Origin of the sequence: Pseudomonas veronii, from assembly GCF_001439695.1 — a bacterium.
Classification (GTDB): Bacteria; Pseudomonadota; Gammaproteobacteria; order Pseudomonadales; family Pseudomonadaceae; genus Aquipseudomonas; species Aquipseudomonas veronii.
In genome coordinates, this window is record NZ_JYLL01000030.1 from 49,363 (window position 1) to 64,190 (window position 14,828).

At 61.4% G+C, this 14,828-nt stretch carries 12 protein-coding genes, 4 tRNA genes and 2 pseudogenes; 3 read left to right on the top strand and 15 right to left on the bottom strand.

Annotated elements, in window-relative coordinates:
• Positions 1–2: 2 nt before the first annotated feature.
• Positions 3–1,283 (bottom strand): hypothetical protein, encoded by a 1,281-nt coding sequence (locus tag TU80_RS25595; RefSeq protein ID WP_057005686.1) that lies wholly within the window; start codon positions 1,281–1,283, stop codon positions 3–5.
• Between the two features lie 107 nt (positions 1,284–1,390).
• Positions 1,391–2,281, bottom strand: coding sequence for a hypothetical protein (locus TU80_RS25600; protein ID WP_057005687.1), 891 nt, complete (start codon positions 2,279–2,281; stop codon positions 1,391–1,393).
• Between the two features lie 296 nt (positions 2,282–2,577).
• On the opposite strand from TU80_RS25600, the gene TU80_RS32060 reads away from it, so the two are divergent.
• On the top strand, positions 2,578–3,012 hold the full coding sequence (locus tag TU80_RS32060; RefSeq protein WP_156422916.1) for a hypothetical protein: 435 nt from the start codon (positions 2,578–2,580) through the stop codon (positions 3,010–3,012).
• An 886-nt stretch (positions 3,013–3,898) separates the two neighbouring features.
• On the opposite strand, the gene TU80_RS25605 is transcribed toward TU80_RS32060, so the two are convergent.
• From TU80_RS25605 to gltX, 9 genes are all read right to left on the bottom strand, one after another.
• Positions 3,899–4,864: a tRNA dihydrouridine synthase gene (locus TU80_RS25605; RefSeq protein ID WP_017847710.1), complete on the bottom strand. Its 966-nt coding sequence runs from the start codon at positions 4,862–4,864 to the stop codon at positions 3,899–3,901.
• Positions 4,865–4,919: 55 nt separating this feature from the next.
• On the bottom strand, positions 4,920–5,354 hold the full coding sequence (locus TU80_RS25610) for an acyl-CoA thioesterase (protein WP_017847711.1): 435 nt from the start codon (positions 5,352–5,354) through the stop codon (positions 4,920–4,922).
• Positions 5,355–5,392: 38 nt separating this feature from the next.
• The gene (locus TU80_RS25615) at positions 5,393–6,226 is read right to left on the bottom strand and encodes an alpha/beta hydrolase (protein ID WP_057005688.1); all 834 of its coding nucleotides are present in this window, start codon (positions 6,224–6,226) and stop codon (positions 5,393–5,395) included.
• A gap of 14 nt (positions 6,227–6,240) precedes the next feature.
• Positions 6,241–6,780, bottom strand: a complete 540-nt coding sequence (locus TU80_RS25620; protein ID WP_046382629.1) for a TetR/AcrR family transcriptional regulator — start codon at positions 6,778–6,780, stop codon at positions 6,241–6,243.
• A 184-nt stretch (positions 6,781–6,964) separates the two neighbouring features.
• Positions 6,965–7,040, bottom strand: a tRNA-Glu gene (locus tag TU80_RS25625).
• 78 nt (positions 7,041–7,118) lie between these two features.
• Positions 7,119–7,194 (bottom strand) — tRNA-Ala (locus TU80_RS25630).
• A 50-nt stretch (positions 7,195–7,244) separates the two neighbouring features.
• Positions 7,245–7,320: transfer RNA gene (locus tag TU80_RS25635), tRNA-Glu, on the bottom strand.
• 77 nt (positions 7,321–7,397) lie between these two features.
• Positions 7,398–7,473, bottom strand: a tRNA-Ala gene (locus TU80_RS25640).
• 147 nt (positions 7,474–7,620) lie between these two features.
• Positions 7,621–9,102 carry a glutamate--tRNA ligase gene (gltX, locus tag TU80_RS25645; protein WP_017847714.1) on the bottom strand — a complete coding sequence of 494 codons (1,482 nt, stop codon included), beginning with the start codon at positions 9,100–9,102 and terminating at the stop codon, positions 7,621–7,623.
• Between the two features lie 196 nt (positions 9,103–9,298).
• Between gltX and TU80_RS25650 the strand changes: the two genes are divergently transcribed.
• A complete protein-coding gene (locus TU80_RS25650) occupies positions 9,299–10,345 on the top strand; it encodes an HlyD family secretion protein (protein WP_017847715.1) in 1,047 nt (348 codons plus the stop codon).
• Entirely contained in the window at positions 10,335–11,885 is a 1,551-nt protein-coding gene (locus tag TU80_RS25655) for an MDR family MFS transporter (protein WP_046382627.1), read from the top strand. The genes TU80_RS25650 and TU80_RS25655 overlap by 11 nt, the downstream gene beginning before the upstream one ends.
• Before the next feature lie 120 nt (positions 11,886–12,005).
• On the opposite strand, the pseudogene TU80_RS32065 reads toward TU80_RS25655, so the two are convergent.
• From TU80_RS32065 to uvrB, 4 genes and pseudogenes are all read right to left on the bottom strand, one after another.
• Positions 12,006–12,107 (bottom strand): annotated as a pseudogene (locus TU80_RS32065) (UvrB/UvrC motif-containing protein); the annotation flags it as partial.
• A gap of 106 nt (positions 12,108–12,213) precedes the next feature.
• A complete protein-coding gene (locus TU80_RS32070; protein ID WP_017847717.1) occupies positions 12,214–12,306 on the bottom strand; it encodes a UvrB/UvrC motif-containing protein in 93 nt (30 codons plus the stop codon).
• Between the two features lie 115 nt (positions 12,307–12,421).
• Positions 12,422–12,520, bottom strand: a pseudogene (locus TU80_RS33235) (UvrB/UvrC motif-containing protein); the annotation flags it as partial.
• 234 nt (positions 12,521–12,754) lie between these two features.
• The gene (gene uvrB, locus TU80_RS25660) at positions 12,755–14,770 is read right to left on the bottom strand and encodes an excinuclease ABC subunit UvrB (protein ID WP_017847718.1); all 2,016 of its coding nucleotides are present in this window, start codon (positions 14,768–14,770) and stop codon (positions 12,755–12,757) included.
• Positions 14,771–14,828 lie beyond the last annotated feature (58 nt).

The window sequence follows — 14,828 nt, forward strand, 5'->3', positions numbered from 1 at the left end:
GCTCAGACCAGCTTCAGGGCCCGGAACCCCGAACTCATCCAGCGCGATGAGGCCAGGTCCTGCTTTTTTCCATAGAAATCCAGCGCCCCATCGATCACCGCCACCGAATGCCAGTTGTCTGCCAGGGTGCCGATCGCCCCGTTGGCCAACTCTGCGACCGTGCTTTCACGCACGTAGCCAAACAACCCCAGGCGGCGCAGCGCTTCGCCAGGGTACTCGCCATCGTTGAGGGTTTGCAGAGCCGTCGTGTAACTCTGGCGGGCACGAAAATCGTTGTTCTCGATCTGCGCGCGCTTGGCACTGACTGCGTACAAAAAGTGCGCGGCATTCAGCAACTGTCGATTATTGCCATGAAAGTTCGACTCGGCGGCAGCCTGGCGCACTTCCTCGTGGGTCAGTTGCAACCGGAAGGCATCTCGCATGACCACGTCAAACCCCGTCGGCGTGATTTGAACCTGCTTATAGATCGCCCTCGGGTCTTGCCCGAACCGGATCATCGCCGCCTTGATCGCCGAGACCGTGACGCAATTGCCTTCGACCCCCTGGTAAAACCCGCTCCAGATGTCCGCGGGCCGGACGCTCGCGACCACAGGGGCGGCGCCGCGATTGCTCGGCGGCGGCAGTTGATCATCGAACAAGACATACCCATAGCCCCGATCAGCCGTTCGTGGTGTCCCGCCATCATGCCTGACCCCCTCGCGCACCAGCGCCGACCCGCGGTTATGGGTCTCCAGCACCCCTACCGCGCCCTTGCCCGCCATATCGCTCACCGGGACGAACTGCGACAGGCCGAACACCCCCATGCCTTGCAGACAACGCTGGGTGGTCTCGCCCTCGAGCGTCTTTGCCAAGGCGGCTTCGAACGTGGCATAGCCCCCGGTCAGTTGCTTGCGTTTGACAAAGGCGGCAAACATGAAATTGGCATCCTTTACCACGCCGCTGTCCGCCCCCGTGAAGCGGGAAGCCTGCGACGCCTGCTGCAACTCCTGGCGGGACAGGTGCAGCTTGAACTCATCCTTCATCGTGACGTCGTACCCATCGCCCGAGGGTAGCAACTCGTTAAACATCGCGGCTGGGCGCTGACCGAACGTCATCATCATCAACTTGATCACCGCCGCGTGGCTGCTGCAATCAAAACTCTCGCCGAAGCGCCGCTCGCTCGTGTGGAATGCCGAAGCGATATCAGCCGGCCTTTCACCTGCGGGTTTCACCGGAAATACGGGAGAAGCCCCGCGCTGCTGGGCCGTTTCGATCATCGAACGGCTAGCTGTGGAGATATACATGCACTGGGTTCCTGACGCTTGTAAAAAATAAGCGGCCGAACGGGCAGCCAGGTTTGCGCTGACTGCCCCGTTCGCAGCCCTTCAATTCAACGGATTCACCAATAGGGCTATGGCACCAGAGCTATGGCATCGCCGTGCGTGGGCGCTTTTCCCTGTCGCCCCCATAGCTCTTCGCGACCGTTGATGACCGCCACCGAATGCCGGGCCCGATTGCACATGCCCAACTGCCCCTTGGCGAGTTCACGCACGGGGACCCTCTTCATGTGCTTGCTCAGCCCCAGCCGCTTCAACCCCTCCCCCGGCCCTCGCTCATCCTCGCCATCATTCAGGCTGCGGATCGCCGCACCGAAACTGCGTGCCGCCCTGCCATCGTTGTTTTCGTCCTGGGCACGCTTGGCGCTGATCGCGAAAAGAAATTGCGCGTCTTTGAGCATCTCTTTGTCAGCCCCGACAAATTTTGCCCCACGCGCACCTTCGGCGAGCTCCCGGTCCGTCAGGTTGACAGTTACGTCATCGCGCATGACCACGTGATAACCACGCTCGGTTTTTTTCACCTCCTTGAAAATATCCGTAGGGCTTTGGCCAAACTGGTACATCGCCGCCTTGATGGCCGATACCGTCACGCAGTTGCCATCCGGCCCTTGGCGAAAGCCGCTCCAGATATTGTCGGGCTTCGCGCCGTTGCGCTTCTTCGAAAGGCCCGCGATCATCGCCGCAGGCTCGGGTTTTGGCGGCGCAGGCGCAGGCACCACAGGCGTAGTGACCTCCGGCCGCGATGGGGATATTCCCGGCAGCGGCTTCTCTTTGTTATCAGAGACCAAGTTAATCAGCTGAGTCAAAAACGAAGTAAACAGCGTCATTAACTTATCGAGCGGCTCTGAATTATTCGCCACGCCATGAGTGTTTTCCCGCACGTGCTCCAGTACCCCCTGGCTCGCCGGAGACGGCACACTCAAGAAACCGCTTAATTGCGCAAACTGTTCATTTTTTGCTTTCATGGAATCGACAGGAAGTACCTGACGAACATCCACAACACGCGCAATATTATTAATTGAACAACATGACATACGGGCCTCCACTTGCAGGCACTTCCCGGAACATCAGCCCCAAAGAAGTGCACATCCAGTTCAATACGTATAAAGGAAGTTGCTGACGTCAGGCTCTGAATGCAGGCCGGCGGCTGGTCCGCCAGTCGCGCATATCAGATTGAGGTTCAGCCGGGCCGGGACTGGTTATATCCGGGGTAGGCGTATCTGGTTGTGGTTGTGGCTGTGGTTGTGGCTGTGGTTGTGGCGTGATCGCCGGTACTTCCGGGGTGGCCGGTCGCGGCTTGACCTCAAGCGCATGCACACCCGGCTTGGGTGCCGGCATGACCTCCGGCGTAGGTGTGTGCTTGTGCGTAGGCGTGGGCGTAGGCGTGGGCGTGTGCGTAGGCATGGGCGTAGGCATGGGCGTAGGCATGGGCGTAGGCGTGTGCGTGTGCGTAGGCATGGGCATAGGCGTAGGCATGGGCGTAGGCGCAGGCGTGTGCGTGTGCGTAGGCATGGGCATGGGCATGGGCGTAGGCGTGTGCGTAGGCGTAGGCATGGGCGTAGGCGTGTGCGTAGGCGTGTGCACAGGCACTACTTCAACCTTGCGAGCGGCTTCCGGCATCGGCATGACGCGAGGTAAAACCGCTGCCGCATTCGGTTTCGTTTCGCCGCTCAGCGCCTTCGTATCGGGGCAATGACAATGACCGACGTTAACGTTCACTTGCACCTGATTGTCGGCATCCTTGATCACGGAGGCAGCGGATTGATGCATGTGGGGTGACATCGGAAGAGCCGGCTGGCCTCGCCGATCAGCCGTCAATGCGAGGTGTCCAGGCTTCTCCGGCAGCTTGCTCGCGTCCACTGGAATGGCGGGCGTTTTATCCGCCCCAGGCAACATGCCGGACACCATGTTCCGCCCCGAAAACATCTCACGCACGGTTTTGACAACCTGCTCCAGCATGTCAAGCAAGCGTGCAAGCCCGCCTGTCTCGATTGTCATGTTGCTGTTCGAAACCTTGAAAGGGTCATGAGGCATGCCAGGGTGAGCCACAGTCGTATTGGCCCCCAATGTGCCGGTTTGCGTGAAGGTTTTCGACATGGATGGCGACAACCGCTCCATGGATGTTGTATCGCCGTTGAACAAAGGTGAATGATTAATCGATAGCGACATCAGTAAGTTCCTTATTGGCACGGCCCGGCTCGGTTAATCAGCGGGGCAGGCGAGAGTTTTTTATCGACTGGAAACAACCCTTGCTGCTTCACAGTCGATACTTTCGTGGAATACGAGGCTATCGAGTTCCAGAAATCGCGACTCATATAAGGAAACCAAATCAAATTTTCGGACTTTTCCCCCTGTTAATTTTTAAAAGACCGCAAACCAAGTAGCCTTAGCCAGATCCGACTGGACACACACGCTAATAAACCACCCTCGGGGCAACTTACCGACACAACCCCAAAACCTGCACGGCATCCGGCTGTGTTATTTCGCCCCGACTTCCTCGCGCAAAAACGCAAAATGCCCCGCATCTTTCGATACGGGGCATTTTCTTCAAACAAACGAGCGGCGCATTCAAGCGCGACGGGTCACCCCTCAGACGCGGCAGGATGGGCCATCCCCAACAACCGGCTCACCTGCTCCAAATCCGTCTCCCGACGCATGGCGGTGAACAGCTCGACGGCCTCCGGGTAATTGCGCGTCAGCATCGCCAACCACTGCTTCAGCCGGCCGGGCGCCTGGCGTTCGGTCAGTTGGGCCACCGACTGGGTCCAGAAATCCTGGAGCATCGGCTGCATCTGCGCCCAGGTCATTGCTACGACGTCTTCGCCGGCGCGTGCCGCCGCGATCTGCCGCGCAAGATCCGGACGCGCAACCAGCCCGCGACCCAGCATGATGTCTTCGGCGCCGCTGACTTCGCGGCAACGCTTCCAGTCTTCGACGCTCCAGATATCGCCATTGGCGAACACTGGCACCTTGACCACATCCTGCACGCGTGGAATCCACTCCCAGTGAGCCGGCGGTTTGTAGCCATCGGTCTTGGTCCGCGCATGCACGACGATATGCGCCGCGCCGCCCTCGGCCAGCGCCGTCGCGCATACCAGCGCGCCATCCGGGCTGTCGAAGCCCAGGCGCATCTTGGCGGTCACCGGGATATGCGCCGGCACTGCGCGACGCACATGCTCGACGATGCGGTTGAGCAGCTCCGGCTCCTTGAGCAGCACCGCGCCGCCACGGGACTTGTTGACGGTCTTGGCCGGGCAGCCGAAATTCAGGTCGATCACCTCGGAGCCCAACTCGCAGGCCAGGGCCGCGTTCTCTGCCAGGCACACCGGGTCGGAACCGAGCAACTGCACACGCAGCGGCACGCCAGCGGCGGTGTGGGCACCGTGCAGCAGTTCGGGGGCGAGCTTGTGGAAATAGGCCGGGGTAAGCAGGCGGTCGTTGACACGGATGAACTCGGTCACGCACCAGTCAATACCGCCCACGCGGGTCAACACGTCCCGCAGGATGTTGTCGACCAACCCCTCCATGGGCGCCAAAGCAATTTGCATGGAAAACACTCAACAAAAATCGTGGCGCAGTTTACTGGGTTTCCCGCCGCGACCGTTAACCCCCTGTCAGGGCGGCGCCGTAGCCGTCGAGAAACTCCGCCGGCATGCGCTTGGGCTTGCCGCTGGACAGTTCGATGCAGACAAAGGTGGTTTGTGCGCGCAGCAGGGTCGCGCCGTCGCGAGGGCGTACCAGCTGGAAACGCCGGGTCATTTTCAGGCGCTGGTCCCAGTCGACGATCCAGGTCGCCAGTTGCAGCTCGTCGCCTTCATAGGCGGCCGCCAGGTAGTCGATCTCATGGCGCACCACGGCCATGGCGCGGTCCAGTCGCCGGTACTCGGTGAGGTCCAGCCCCAGGCGCTGGGAATGGCGCCAGGCGCAACGCTCCAGCCAGGACACGTACACCGCGTTATTGGCGTGCCCCAGGCCGTCGATGTCCTCGGCGACGACCTGCAGATCGATGATAAACGGCGTTGCCAAATCCCAGCCCATGCCTTGCTCCTGTCGATTGATGTCGGCAGGGCAGTGTATCAGGCAGTTTGGCGCGCCTGTAAACAGCTGCCCGCCAGCAGCGCCAGCACCGCCTCGACCACCCGCGGATCGGCCAGCACGCGCTGGTGCCCGCCCTGCTCCAGGCGCAACAGGCGACTGTCGAACCAGGCGTCGTGGATAACCTGGGAAGCGCTGACCGGCACGAAGGTATCGTCTTCGGCATGCACGATCAGGCCGGGGAGGTCCATCTGGTAATGGGCCACGTCCAAGTGCTTGAGCGGCATGCCCAGGGTCAGCTCGACTTCCTGGATAAACGCTGAGCGCGCCCGCGACGGCAAACCGACCATCCCGGCAAACCCGCCGAGCACATCAAGGAAGCGCGACGGCGCGGCAATGCTCACCAGCGCTTCGGTACGCAGCCCCAATTGCACCGCCAGCATCGCACTGGCGCCGCCCATGGAGTGGCCGACCACCGCATGCAACGGCGGCAGCTCGGCCGCCGCTTCAAGCATCGCGCGGGCAAACAGCAGTACGTGGGCTTCACGCCCCGGCGAACGGCCATGGGCCGGGCCATCGAGGGCGAATACCGAATAGCCGTTCTGCACCAGCGCAGTGATCAGGCTGGCGAACTGGGTGGGCCGGCCTTCCCAACCGTGCATCAGCAGCACCGCCGGGCCCTGGCCCCAGCGCAACGCCGACAGGCCGAAACGCAAGGTGACGCGCTCTGCGTGCGCCAGCAGCGGCAACTCCCAATCCCGCGGCGGCAGATCCCGCGGGGTCATGAAGACCCGCCGCATGCTGTTGGCCACCGTGTGCGGCGCCAGGCGCCCCAAGGTGCCGTTGACGCCACGAATCCAGGTCAATGCGCCCATTTTTATAACCCCTCTTAACGTATGGCCGACTTGGCGGCACGCAACACACGATCGGACAATTCACCCGGCCCCAGGGCACGCGCCAATGCCAGCCCACCGACCATCAAGGCCATGTCCGCCAGGGCCTTGTCAGTGTCTTCCGGGCTGGCGGCCAGTTGTGCGGCCATCAGTTCCACATGTTCGTTGAGGACATCGCGAAAGGCGTCCGGCAGGCGGCCCATCTCGCCCACGGTTGCCGGAATCGGGCAAGCCTTGGCCGTGGAGTCGCGGTGCTTGCGCGACAGGTAGAACGCCGCAACCAGGGCACGACGCTCTTCGCCGGTGAGTTGGGCATCCATGTCGTCGATCGATGCACGGCGCTGGGCCAGCAATTGGCTGAAGGCTTCCAGCATCAGCGCATCCTTGCTTTCAAAGTGCGCGTAGAAGCCGCCGACAGTCAGCCCCGCCGCCCCCATGACCTCGCCAACGCTCGGCTCGGCCGGGCCACGCTGGACCAACGCGGCACTGGCGGCTTGCAGGATACGTTCGCGGGTTTGCGCTTTTTTATCGCTCATCGTGTGCCTCCGACTCTCATGGGTTAAATATTATAACCATAATAATATTTCGCAAGCGAGCGGCACGACCATTGGTCAGAAGCCCGGAGGGGCAAGGGAAGGGAGAATTGGCCAAACGCCAGACAAACAAAAGGGCCATTCAATAATTGAATGACCCTTAAAAATCCCGCAGAGCGGGTAATCGTGGCGTCCCCTAGGGGACTCGAACCCCTGTTACCGCCGTGAAAGGGCGGTGTCCTAGGCCACTAGACGAAGGGGACACAAACCTTCTATACAACTGATCAGGCTGAGACTGATCGATCCAAGGGCGGCGTGGCCAAAACCTTGAACCTGTAAATTGGTGGAGCTAAACGGGATCGAACCGTTGACCTCTTGCATGCCATGCAAGCGCTCTCCCAGCTGAGCTATAGCCCCGGATTTTTCGCCTCGCGGCGCAGCAGACCTTGCGAACTGCTTGTTGAAACTGGCGTCCCCTAGGGGACTCGAACCCCTGTTACCGCCGTGAAAGGGCGGTGTCCTAGGCCACTAGACGAAGGGGACAAAACCTTCTGTACAACCTGATCAAGCTAGGCCTGATCGATTCAAGGACGGTGTGGCCAGACCTTGAACCTGTAAATTGGTGGAGCTAAACGGGATCGAACCGTTGACCTCTTGCATGCCATGCAAGCGCTCTCCCAGCTGAGCTATAGCCCCTCATCGGTGAGGACGGGGCGAATCTTAATGGCGCTTTGGGAACGTGTCAAATTTATTTTCAACAATTTCCAAAATTTTTTGCCGGGATAACAATCACTTACCAACCAAACCCCGAAAAACCGGGGTTTGGCCGCCACAAGCGCTGACTCAGGCGATCGCGCCCAGCAGCTTCTCCCACTCTTTGTTTTCTTTCTTCGACACACCACCAAGCAAATCAAGGGCTTGGCGCAGACGGAAACGCGTAAGGTCCGGGCCGAGAATTTCCATCGCGTCGAGTACCGACACCGAACTGGCCTGCCCGGTGATCGCGGCAAACATCAACGGCATCGCATCGCGCAATTTCAGCTCGAGGGATTCGACCACGGCCTGGATCGTCGCGGTGATGGCGTCCTTCTCCCACTGGCGCAGGCTTTCGAGCTTCCACAGGATCAGTTGCATCAACTGGCGCACCTGATCGGCGGAGAGTTTCTTCGACTCAAACAGTTTGACGTCCGGGTTCACGCCACCGGCGAAGAAGAAACTGGCCAACGGTGCGACCTGGCTGAACGTCTCCACCCTGCCCTGCACCAGCGGCGCGATCTTCATCATGTACTCGGGGTTCAACGCCCACTGCTGCACGCGGCTGGCGAACTCTTCCACCGGCAGGTCACGCAGCCACTGGCCATTGAGCCACGACAGCTTCTCGATATCGAAGATCGGCCCGCCCAGCGATACGCGGGACAGGTCGAAGTTATCGACCATTTCCTGCAGCGAGAACTTCTCGCGCTCGTCCGGCATCGACCAACCCATGCGGCCCAGGTAGTTGAGCATCGCTTCGGGCATAAAGCCCATGCGCTCGTAGAAGGTCACCGAGGTCGGGTTCTTGCGCTTGGACAGCTTGCTCTTGTCCGGGTTGCGCAGCAGCGGCATGTAGCACAGCTGCGGTTGTTCCCAGCCGAAGTACTCGTAGAGCAGGATCAGCTTCGGCGCCGAGGGCAGCCATTCTTCGCCGCGCAGCACATGGGTGATGCCCATCAGGTGGTCATCGACCACGTTGGCCAGGAAGTACGTCGGCAGGCCGTCGGTCTTCATCAGCACTTGCATGTCCATGCGGTCCCACGGGATCTCGACGTCGCCGCGTAACATGTCCGGCACCACGCACACGCCTTCGCTCGGCACCTTCATGCGGATCACATGGGGCTCGCCGGCCGCCAGGCGCGCGGCCACTTCTTCTTTCGACAGCAGCAGCGCGCGGCCGTCGTAGCGCGGGGTTTCGCCACGGGCCTGTTGTTCGGCGCGCATCTGGTCCAGTTCTTCGGCGGTGCAGAAGCAGGGGAACGCATGGCCCATGTCGACCAACTGCTGGGTGTACTGCTTGTAGATGTCGCTGCGCTCGCTCTGGCGATACGGGCCGTGCGGGCCGCCGACGTCCGGGCCTTCCGACCAGGTGATGCCCAACCAGCGCAGGGCATCGAAAATCTGCTGTTCGGACTCGCGGGTCGAACGCAGTTGATCGGTGTCTTCGATCCGCAGGATGAATTCACCGCCGTGCTGCTTGGCAAAGCAGTAGTTGAACAAGGCGATGTAGGCAGTGCCGACGTGGGGGTCCCCGGTAGGCGATGGCGCGATGCGCGTGCGGACGGTGGTCATGGCTGGTCTCGAATGGGCGATATAACTGAAATTGAAACAAGGGGCGAATGGTAACAGCCATGGGCACTTAGGCTCCAGCGTCCTCCGTACCGAGCATGGCATATAGGCCAAGTTTGAGCCTGGAGACTCGCCGTAGCTATTTGCCAGCTGGCTGGCTGGTTATATTCCATTACCTCTTGTTACAGACTCCGCGCCCATGCCTGCCCCACTGAAACGCCGCCTGCTTATCTTCGTATTGATCGTGAGCCTGATCGCCCTGGGTTTCTTCGCCCATTGGTTCTTCAGGGGCCGCTTCTACGAAAGCACCGACAACGCCTACGTGCAGGGTGAGATTACCCGTGTCTCCAGCCAGCTCGGCGCGCGGATTGTCGAGGTGCTGGTGGGCGACAACGAGCACGTGCAACAAGGCCAGTTGCTGGTGAGGCTTGAAGACGACGACTTCCACCTCGCCGTGGACCGCGCCAACGCCGCCCTCGCCATGCGCGAAGCCGAGCGCACCCAGGCGCAGAGCAAGTTGACCCAGCAAGCCAGCCTGATCGCCGCCGGCGAAGCCAAAGTCGCGTCCAGCCAGGCCAGCCTGGGCCGCTCGCAGATCGACCTGTCCCGCGCCCAAACCCTGCGCAAACCCGGCTACGTCTCGGAAGAACGGGTGACCACCCTCTCCGCCGACAACCATATCGCCCGCTCCCAAGTGGCCATGGCCCAGGCCGACCTGCAGGGGCAGCGCCAGCAGGTCAACGCGCTGAATGCCGAGATCAAGCGCCTCGACGCGCTGATCGCCAACGCCAGAACCGACCTGGCCCAGGCCGAGCTGAACCTGACCCGCAGCGAAATCCACGCGCCCATCAGCGGCCTGGTCGGCCAACGCGCCGCGCGCAACGGCCAATACGTACAGGCCGGCGCCTACCTGCTGTCGATCGTCCCCGACCAGGACATCTGGATTCAGGCCAACTTCAAGGAAACCCAGATCGGCCACATGCAGCCTGGGCAAAAGGCCGAGCTGACGTTCGATGCTTACGGCGATACGCCGATCGAGGCGCGGGTCGACAGCCTGTTCGCGGCCTCCGGGGCGCAGTTCAGCCTATTGCCGCCGGACAATGCCACCGGCAACTTCACCAAAGTCGTACAACGGATTCCGGTGAAACTTACGTTTGCTGCGGATAACCCGCTGAAGGGCAAGATCCGCCCCGGCATGTCCGTCACGGTCAAAGTGAACATCAAAGATCAGCCTGATGGCCGGTGATCAACTGCTGCGCCCGGTCGGCGAACCGACCCGGCGCGACTGGATCGCGGTGATGAGCGTGATGCTCGGCGCCTTCATGGCGGTGCTCGACATCCAGATCACCAACTCGTCCCTCAAGGACATCCAGGGCGCGCTGTCGGCCACCCTGGAAGAAGGCTCGTGGATTTCCACCTCCTACCTTGTGGCCGAAATCATCATGATCCCCCTTACCGCCTGGCTGGTGCAGTTGCTCTCGGCACGGCGCCTGGCGGTGTGGGTGTCGGTGGGGTTCCTGATCGCCTCGCTGATGTGCTCCATGGCCTGGAGCCTGGAAAGCATGATCGTGTTCCGCGCCCTGCAGGGGTTTACCGGCGGCGCGCTGATCCCGCTGGCGTTTACCCTGACCCTGATCAAGCTGCCCGAGCACCACCGCGCCAAAGGCATGGCGATGTTTGCCATGACCGCCACCTTCGCGCCGTCCATCGGCCCGACCATCGGCGGCTGGCTCACGGAAAACTGGGGCTGGGAATACATCTTCTACATCAACGTGCCGCCCGGGCTGCTGATGATCGCCGGGCTGCTCTACGGCCTGGAAAAAAAGGCGCCCCACTGGGAGTTGCTCAAAAGCACCGACTACGCCGGCATCGTCAGCCTCGCCATCGGCTTGGGCTGTTTGCAGGTGTTTCTGGAAGAAGGCCACCGCAAGGACTGGCTCGAGTCGAACCTGATCGTCAGCCTGGGCAGCATCGCCCTGCTGAGCCTGATCACCTTCGTGATCGTGCAGCTGTCCAAACCCAACCCGCTGATCAACCTTGGCATCCTGGCCAATCGCAACTTCGGCCTGTCGAGTATTTCCAGCCTGGGGATGGGCGTCGGCTTGTATGGCTCGATCTATCTGTTGCCGTTGTACCTGGCGCAGATCCAGAACTACAACGCGCTGCAGATCGGCGAAGTGATCATGTGGATGGGCATTCCGCAGCTGTTCCTGATCCCGCTGGTGCCCAAGCTGATGAAATACGTATCGCCCAAATGGCTGTGCGCCGTAGGCTTCGGGCTGTTCGGCCTGGCGAGTTTTTCCTCGGGGGTGCTCAACCCGGACTTTGCCGGCAGCCAGTTCAACCAGATCCAGATCATCCGCGCCCTCGGGCAGCCGTTGATCATGGTGACCATCTCGCTGATCGCCACGGCCTACATCCTGCCGCAGGACGCCGGGTCGGCTTCCAGCCTGTTCAACATCCTGCGCAACCTCGGCGGCGCCATCGGTATCGCGCTGCTGGCGACCTTGCTGGATGCGCGCACCAAGACCTATTTCGATTATTTACGCGAAGCGATCGTGCCGACCAACCCGCAGGTGGCGGAGCGGCTGGCGACGCTGACGGAACAGTTCGGCAACCCGACGGCGGCGCTGGGCAAACTCAGTGAGATTACGCACCAGCAGGCGCAGATCATGGCCTACAACGATGCGTTTCACTGCGTGGGGTTCGCGTTGGGCGTAAGCATGCTCGCGATCTTGTTGACCAAGACGTTGCCGGCGGGGCTTAAGGCTGGGGGGAGTCATTGAGACCGTGTCGCGCCTATCGGGAGCAAGCTCCCTCCCACATTTGACGGCATTTCAAAGTTGGAATCCGGTCAAATGTGGGAGGGGGCTTGCCCCCGATGAGGCCAGTACCGCCACTACCAATCAAACCGCCAACAGGCGCTCACGCAACTTGCCGATTTCATCGCGGGTTTGCGCCGCCGCTTCGAACTCCAGATCCCGCGCCAGCTGGTACATTTTCTCGCCTATCGGGAGCAAGCTCCCTCCCACACTTGATCGGGTTCCAACGTTGAAATGCGGTCAAATGTGGGAGGGGGCCTGCCCCCGATGAGGCCAGTACCGCCACCACCGATCAAACCGCCAACAGGCGCTCACGCAACTTGCCGATTTCATCGCGGGTTTGCGCCGCCGCTTCGAACTCCAGATCCCGCGCCAGCTGGTACATTTTCGCGCCTATCGGGAGCAAGCTCCCTCCCACATTTGACGGCATTTCAAAGTTGGAACCCGGTCAAATGTGGGAGGGGGCTTGCCCCCGATGAGGCCAGTACCGCCACTACCGATCAAACCGCCAACAGGCGCTCACGTAACTTGCCGATTTCATCGCGGGTTTGCGCCGCCGCTTCGAACTCCAGATCCCGCGCCAGTTGGTACATTTTCGCGCCTATCGGGAGCAAGCTCCCTCCCACATTTGACGGCATTTCAAGCTTGGGCATGCTGGTGATTTTGTTGAGCACGGCGTTGCCGGCGGGGCTTGAGGCTGGGGGAGTCATTGAGACTGTGTCGCGCCTATCGGGAGCAAGCTCCCTCCCACACTTGATCGGGTTCCAACGTTGAAATGCGGTCAAATGTGGGAGGGGGCTTGCCCCCGATGAGGCCAGTACCGCCACTACCAATCAAACCGCCAACAGACGCTCACGCAACTTGCCGATTTCATCGCGGGTTTGCGCCGCCGCTTCGAACTCCAGATCCCGCGCCAGTTGGTACATTTTCTCTTCCAACTGGCGGATACGCTTGGCGATCTCGCTCGGCGAGCGCAGTTCGTTTTCGTACTTGGCGCTTTCCTCGGCGGCCTTGGCCATGCCTTTGCGCTTCTTGCTGCGCGAGCCGGGCACGGTGGCGCCTTCCATGATATCGGCGACGTCCTTGAACACGCCTTTGGGCGTGATGCCGTTCGCCAGGTTGAAGGCGATCTGCTTGTCGCGACGGCGCTCGGTCTCGCCAATCGCCCGCTCCATGGAGCCGGTGATGCGGTCGGCGTAGAGAATCGCCCGGCCATTGAGGTTACGCGCCGCACGGCCGATGGTCTGGATCAGCGAACGCTCGGAGCGCAGGAAGCCCTCCTTGTCCGCGTCCAGAATCGCCACCAGCGACACTTCCGGCATGTCCAGGCCTTCGCGCAGCAGGTTGATCCCCACCAGCACATCGAAGGTGCCCAGGCGCAGGTCGCGGATGATCTCCACGCGCTCCACGGTGTCGATGTCCGAGTGCAGGTAGCGCACGCGCACGCCGTGGTCGGCCAGGTAGTCGGTCAAGTCTTCGGACATGCGCTTGGTCAGCGTGGTGACCAGCACCCGCTCTTCCAGAGCCACGCGCTTGCTGATTTCCGAGAGCAGGTCGTCGACCTGGGTCAACGCCGGGCGGATTTCGATCTGCGGGTCGACCAGGCCGGTCGGGCGCACCAGTTGCTCGATCACGCGCCCCGCATGCTCAGCCTCATAATTGCCGGGCGTCGCCGAGACGAAGATGGTCTGCGGGCTGATGCGTTCCCATTCGTCGAAGCGCATCGGCCGGTTGTCCAGCGCCGACGGCAGGCGGAAGCCGTATTCCACCAGGGTTTCCTTGCGCGAACGGTCGCCCTTATACATCGCGCCGACTTGCGGCACGCTGACGTGGGATTCGTCGATCACCAGCAGCGCGTCGTCCGGCAGGTAGTCGTAGAGCGTCGGCGGCGGCGCTCCGGATTCACGGCCCGAGAGGTAGCGCGAGTAGTTTTCGATGCCGTTGCAGTAACCCAGTTCCAGGATCATCTCCAGGTCGAAACGGGTGCGTTGTTCCAGGCGCTGGGCTTCCACCAGCTTGTTGTTGGCGCGCAGGTATTCCAGGCGCTCGGCCAGCTCGACCTTGATGCCCTCGACGGCGCCCATCAGGGTTTCGCGCGGCGTGACGTAGTGGCTTTTGGGGTAGAAGGTGAAACGCGGCAGTTTGCGGATCACTTCGCCGGTCAACGGGTCGAACGCCGACAGGCTCTCGACTTCATCGTCGAACAACTCGATGCGGATCGCTTCCAGGTCGGACTCCGCCGGGTAGATGTCGATCACATCGCCGCGCACGCGGAAGGTGGCGCGGGCGAAGTCCATGTCGTTGCGCGTGTATTGCAAGCTCGTCAGCCGACGCAGCAGTTCGCGCTGGTCGAGTTTGTCGCCACGGTCGACGTGCAGCACCATCTTCAGATAGGTTTCCGGGCTGCCGAGACCGTAGATGCACGACACCGTGGTGACGATGATCGCGTCCTTGCGCTCCAGCAGCGCCTTGGTCGCTGACAGACGCATCTGCTCGATGTGGTCGTTGATCGATGCGTCCTTCTCGATAAAGGTATCGGAGGACGGCACATAGGCTTCGGGCTGGTAGTAGTCGTAGTAGGAAACGAAGTACTCCACCGCGTTGTTCGGGAAGAACGCCTTGAACTCGCCATACAACTGCGCGGCCAGGGTTTTGTTCGGTGCCAGTACCAGGGTCGGGCGGTTGATCTGCGCGATCACGTTGGCGATGCTGAACGTCTTGCCCGAACCGGTCACCCCGAGCAGCGTCTGGTGCGACAGGCCCGCTTCGATGCCTTCGACCATCTGGCGAATCGCTTCGGGTTGATCGCCGGCGGGTTCAAAGCGGGTGACGAGCTGGAAATCCGACATAACGTACCTCTTTCAAGTCACCCCCGGCTGCACTCCACCAAGGACGAAAAAAGCTCAG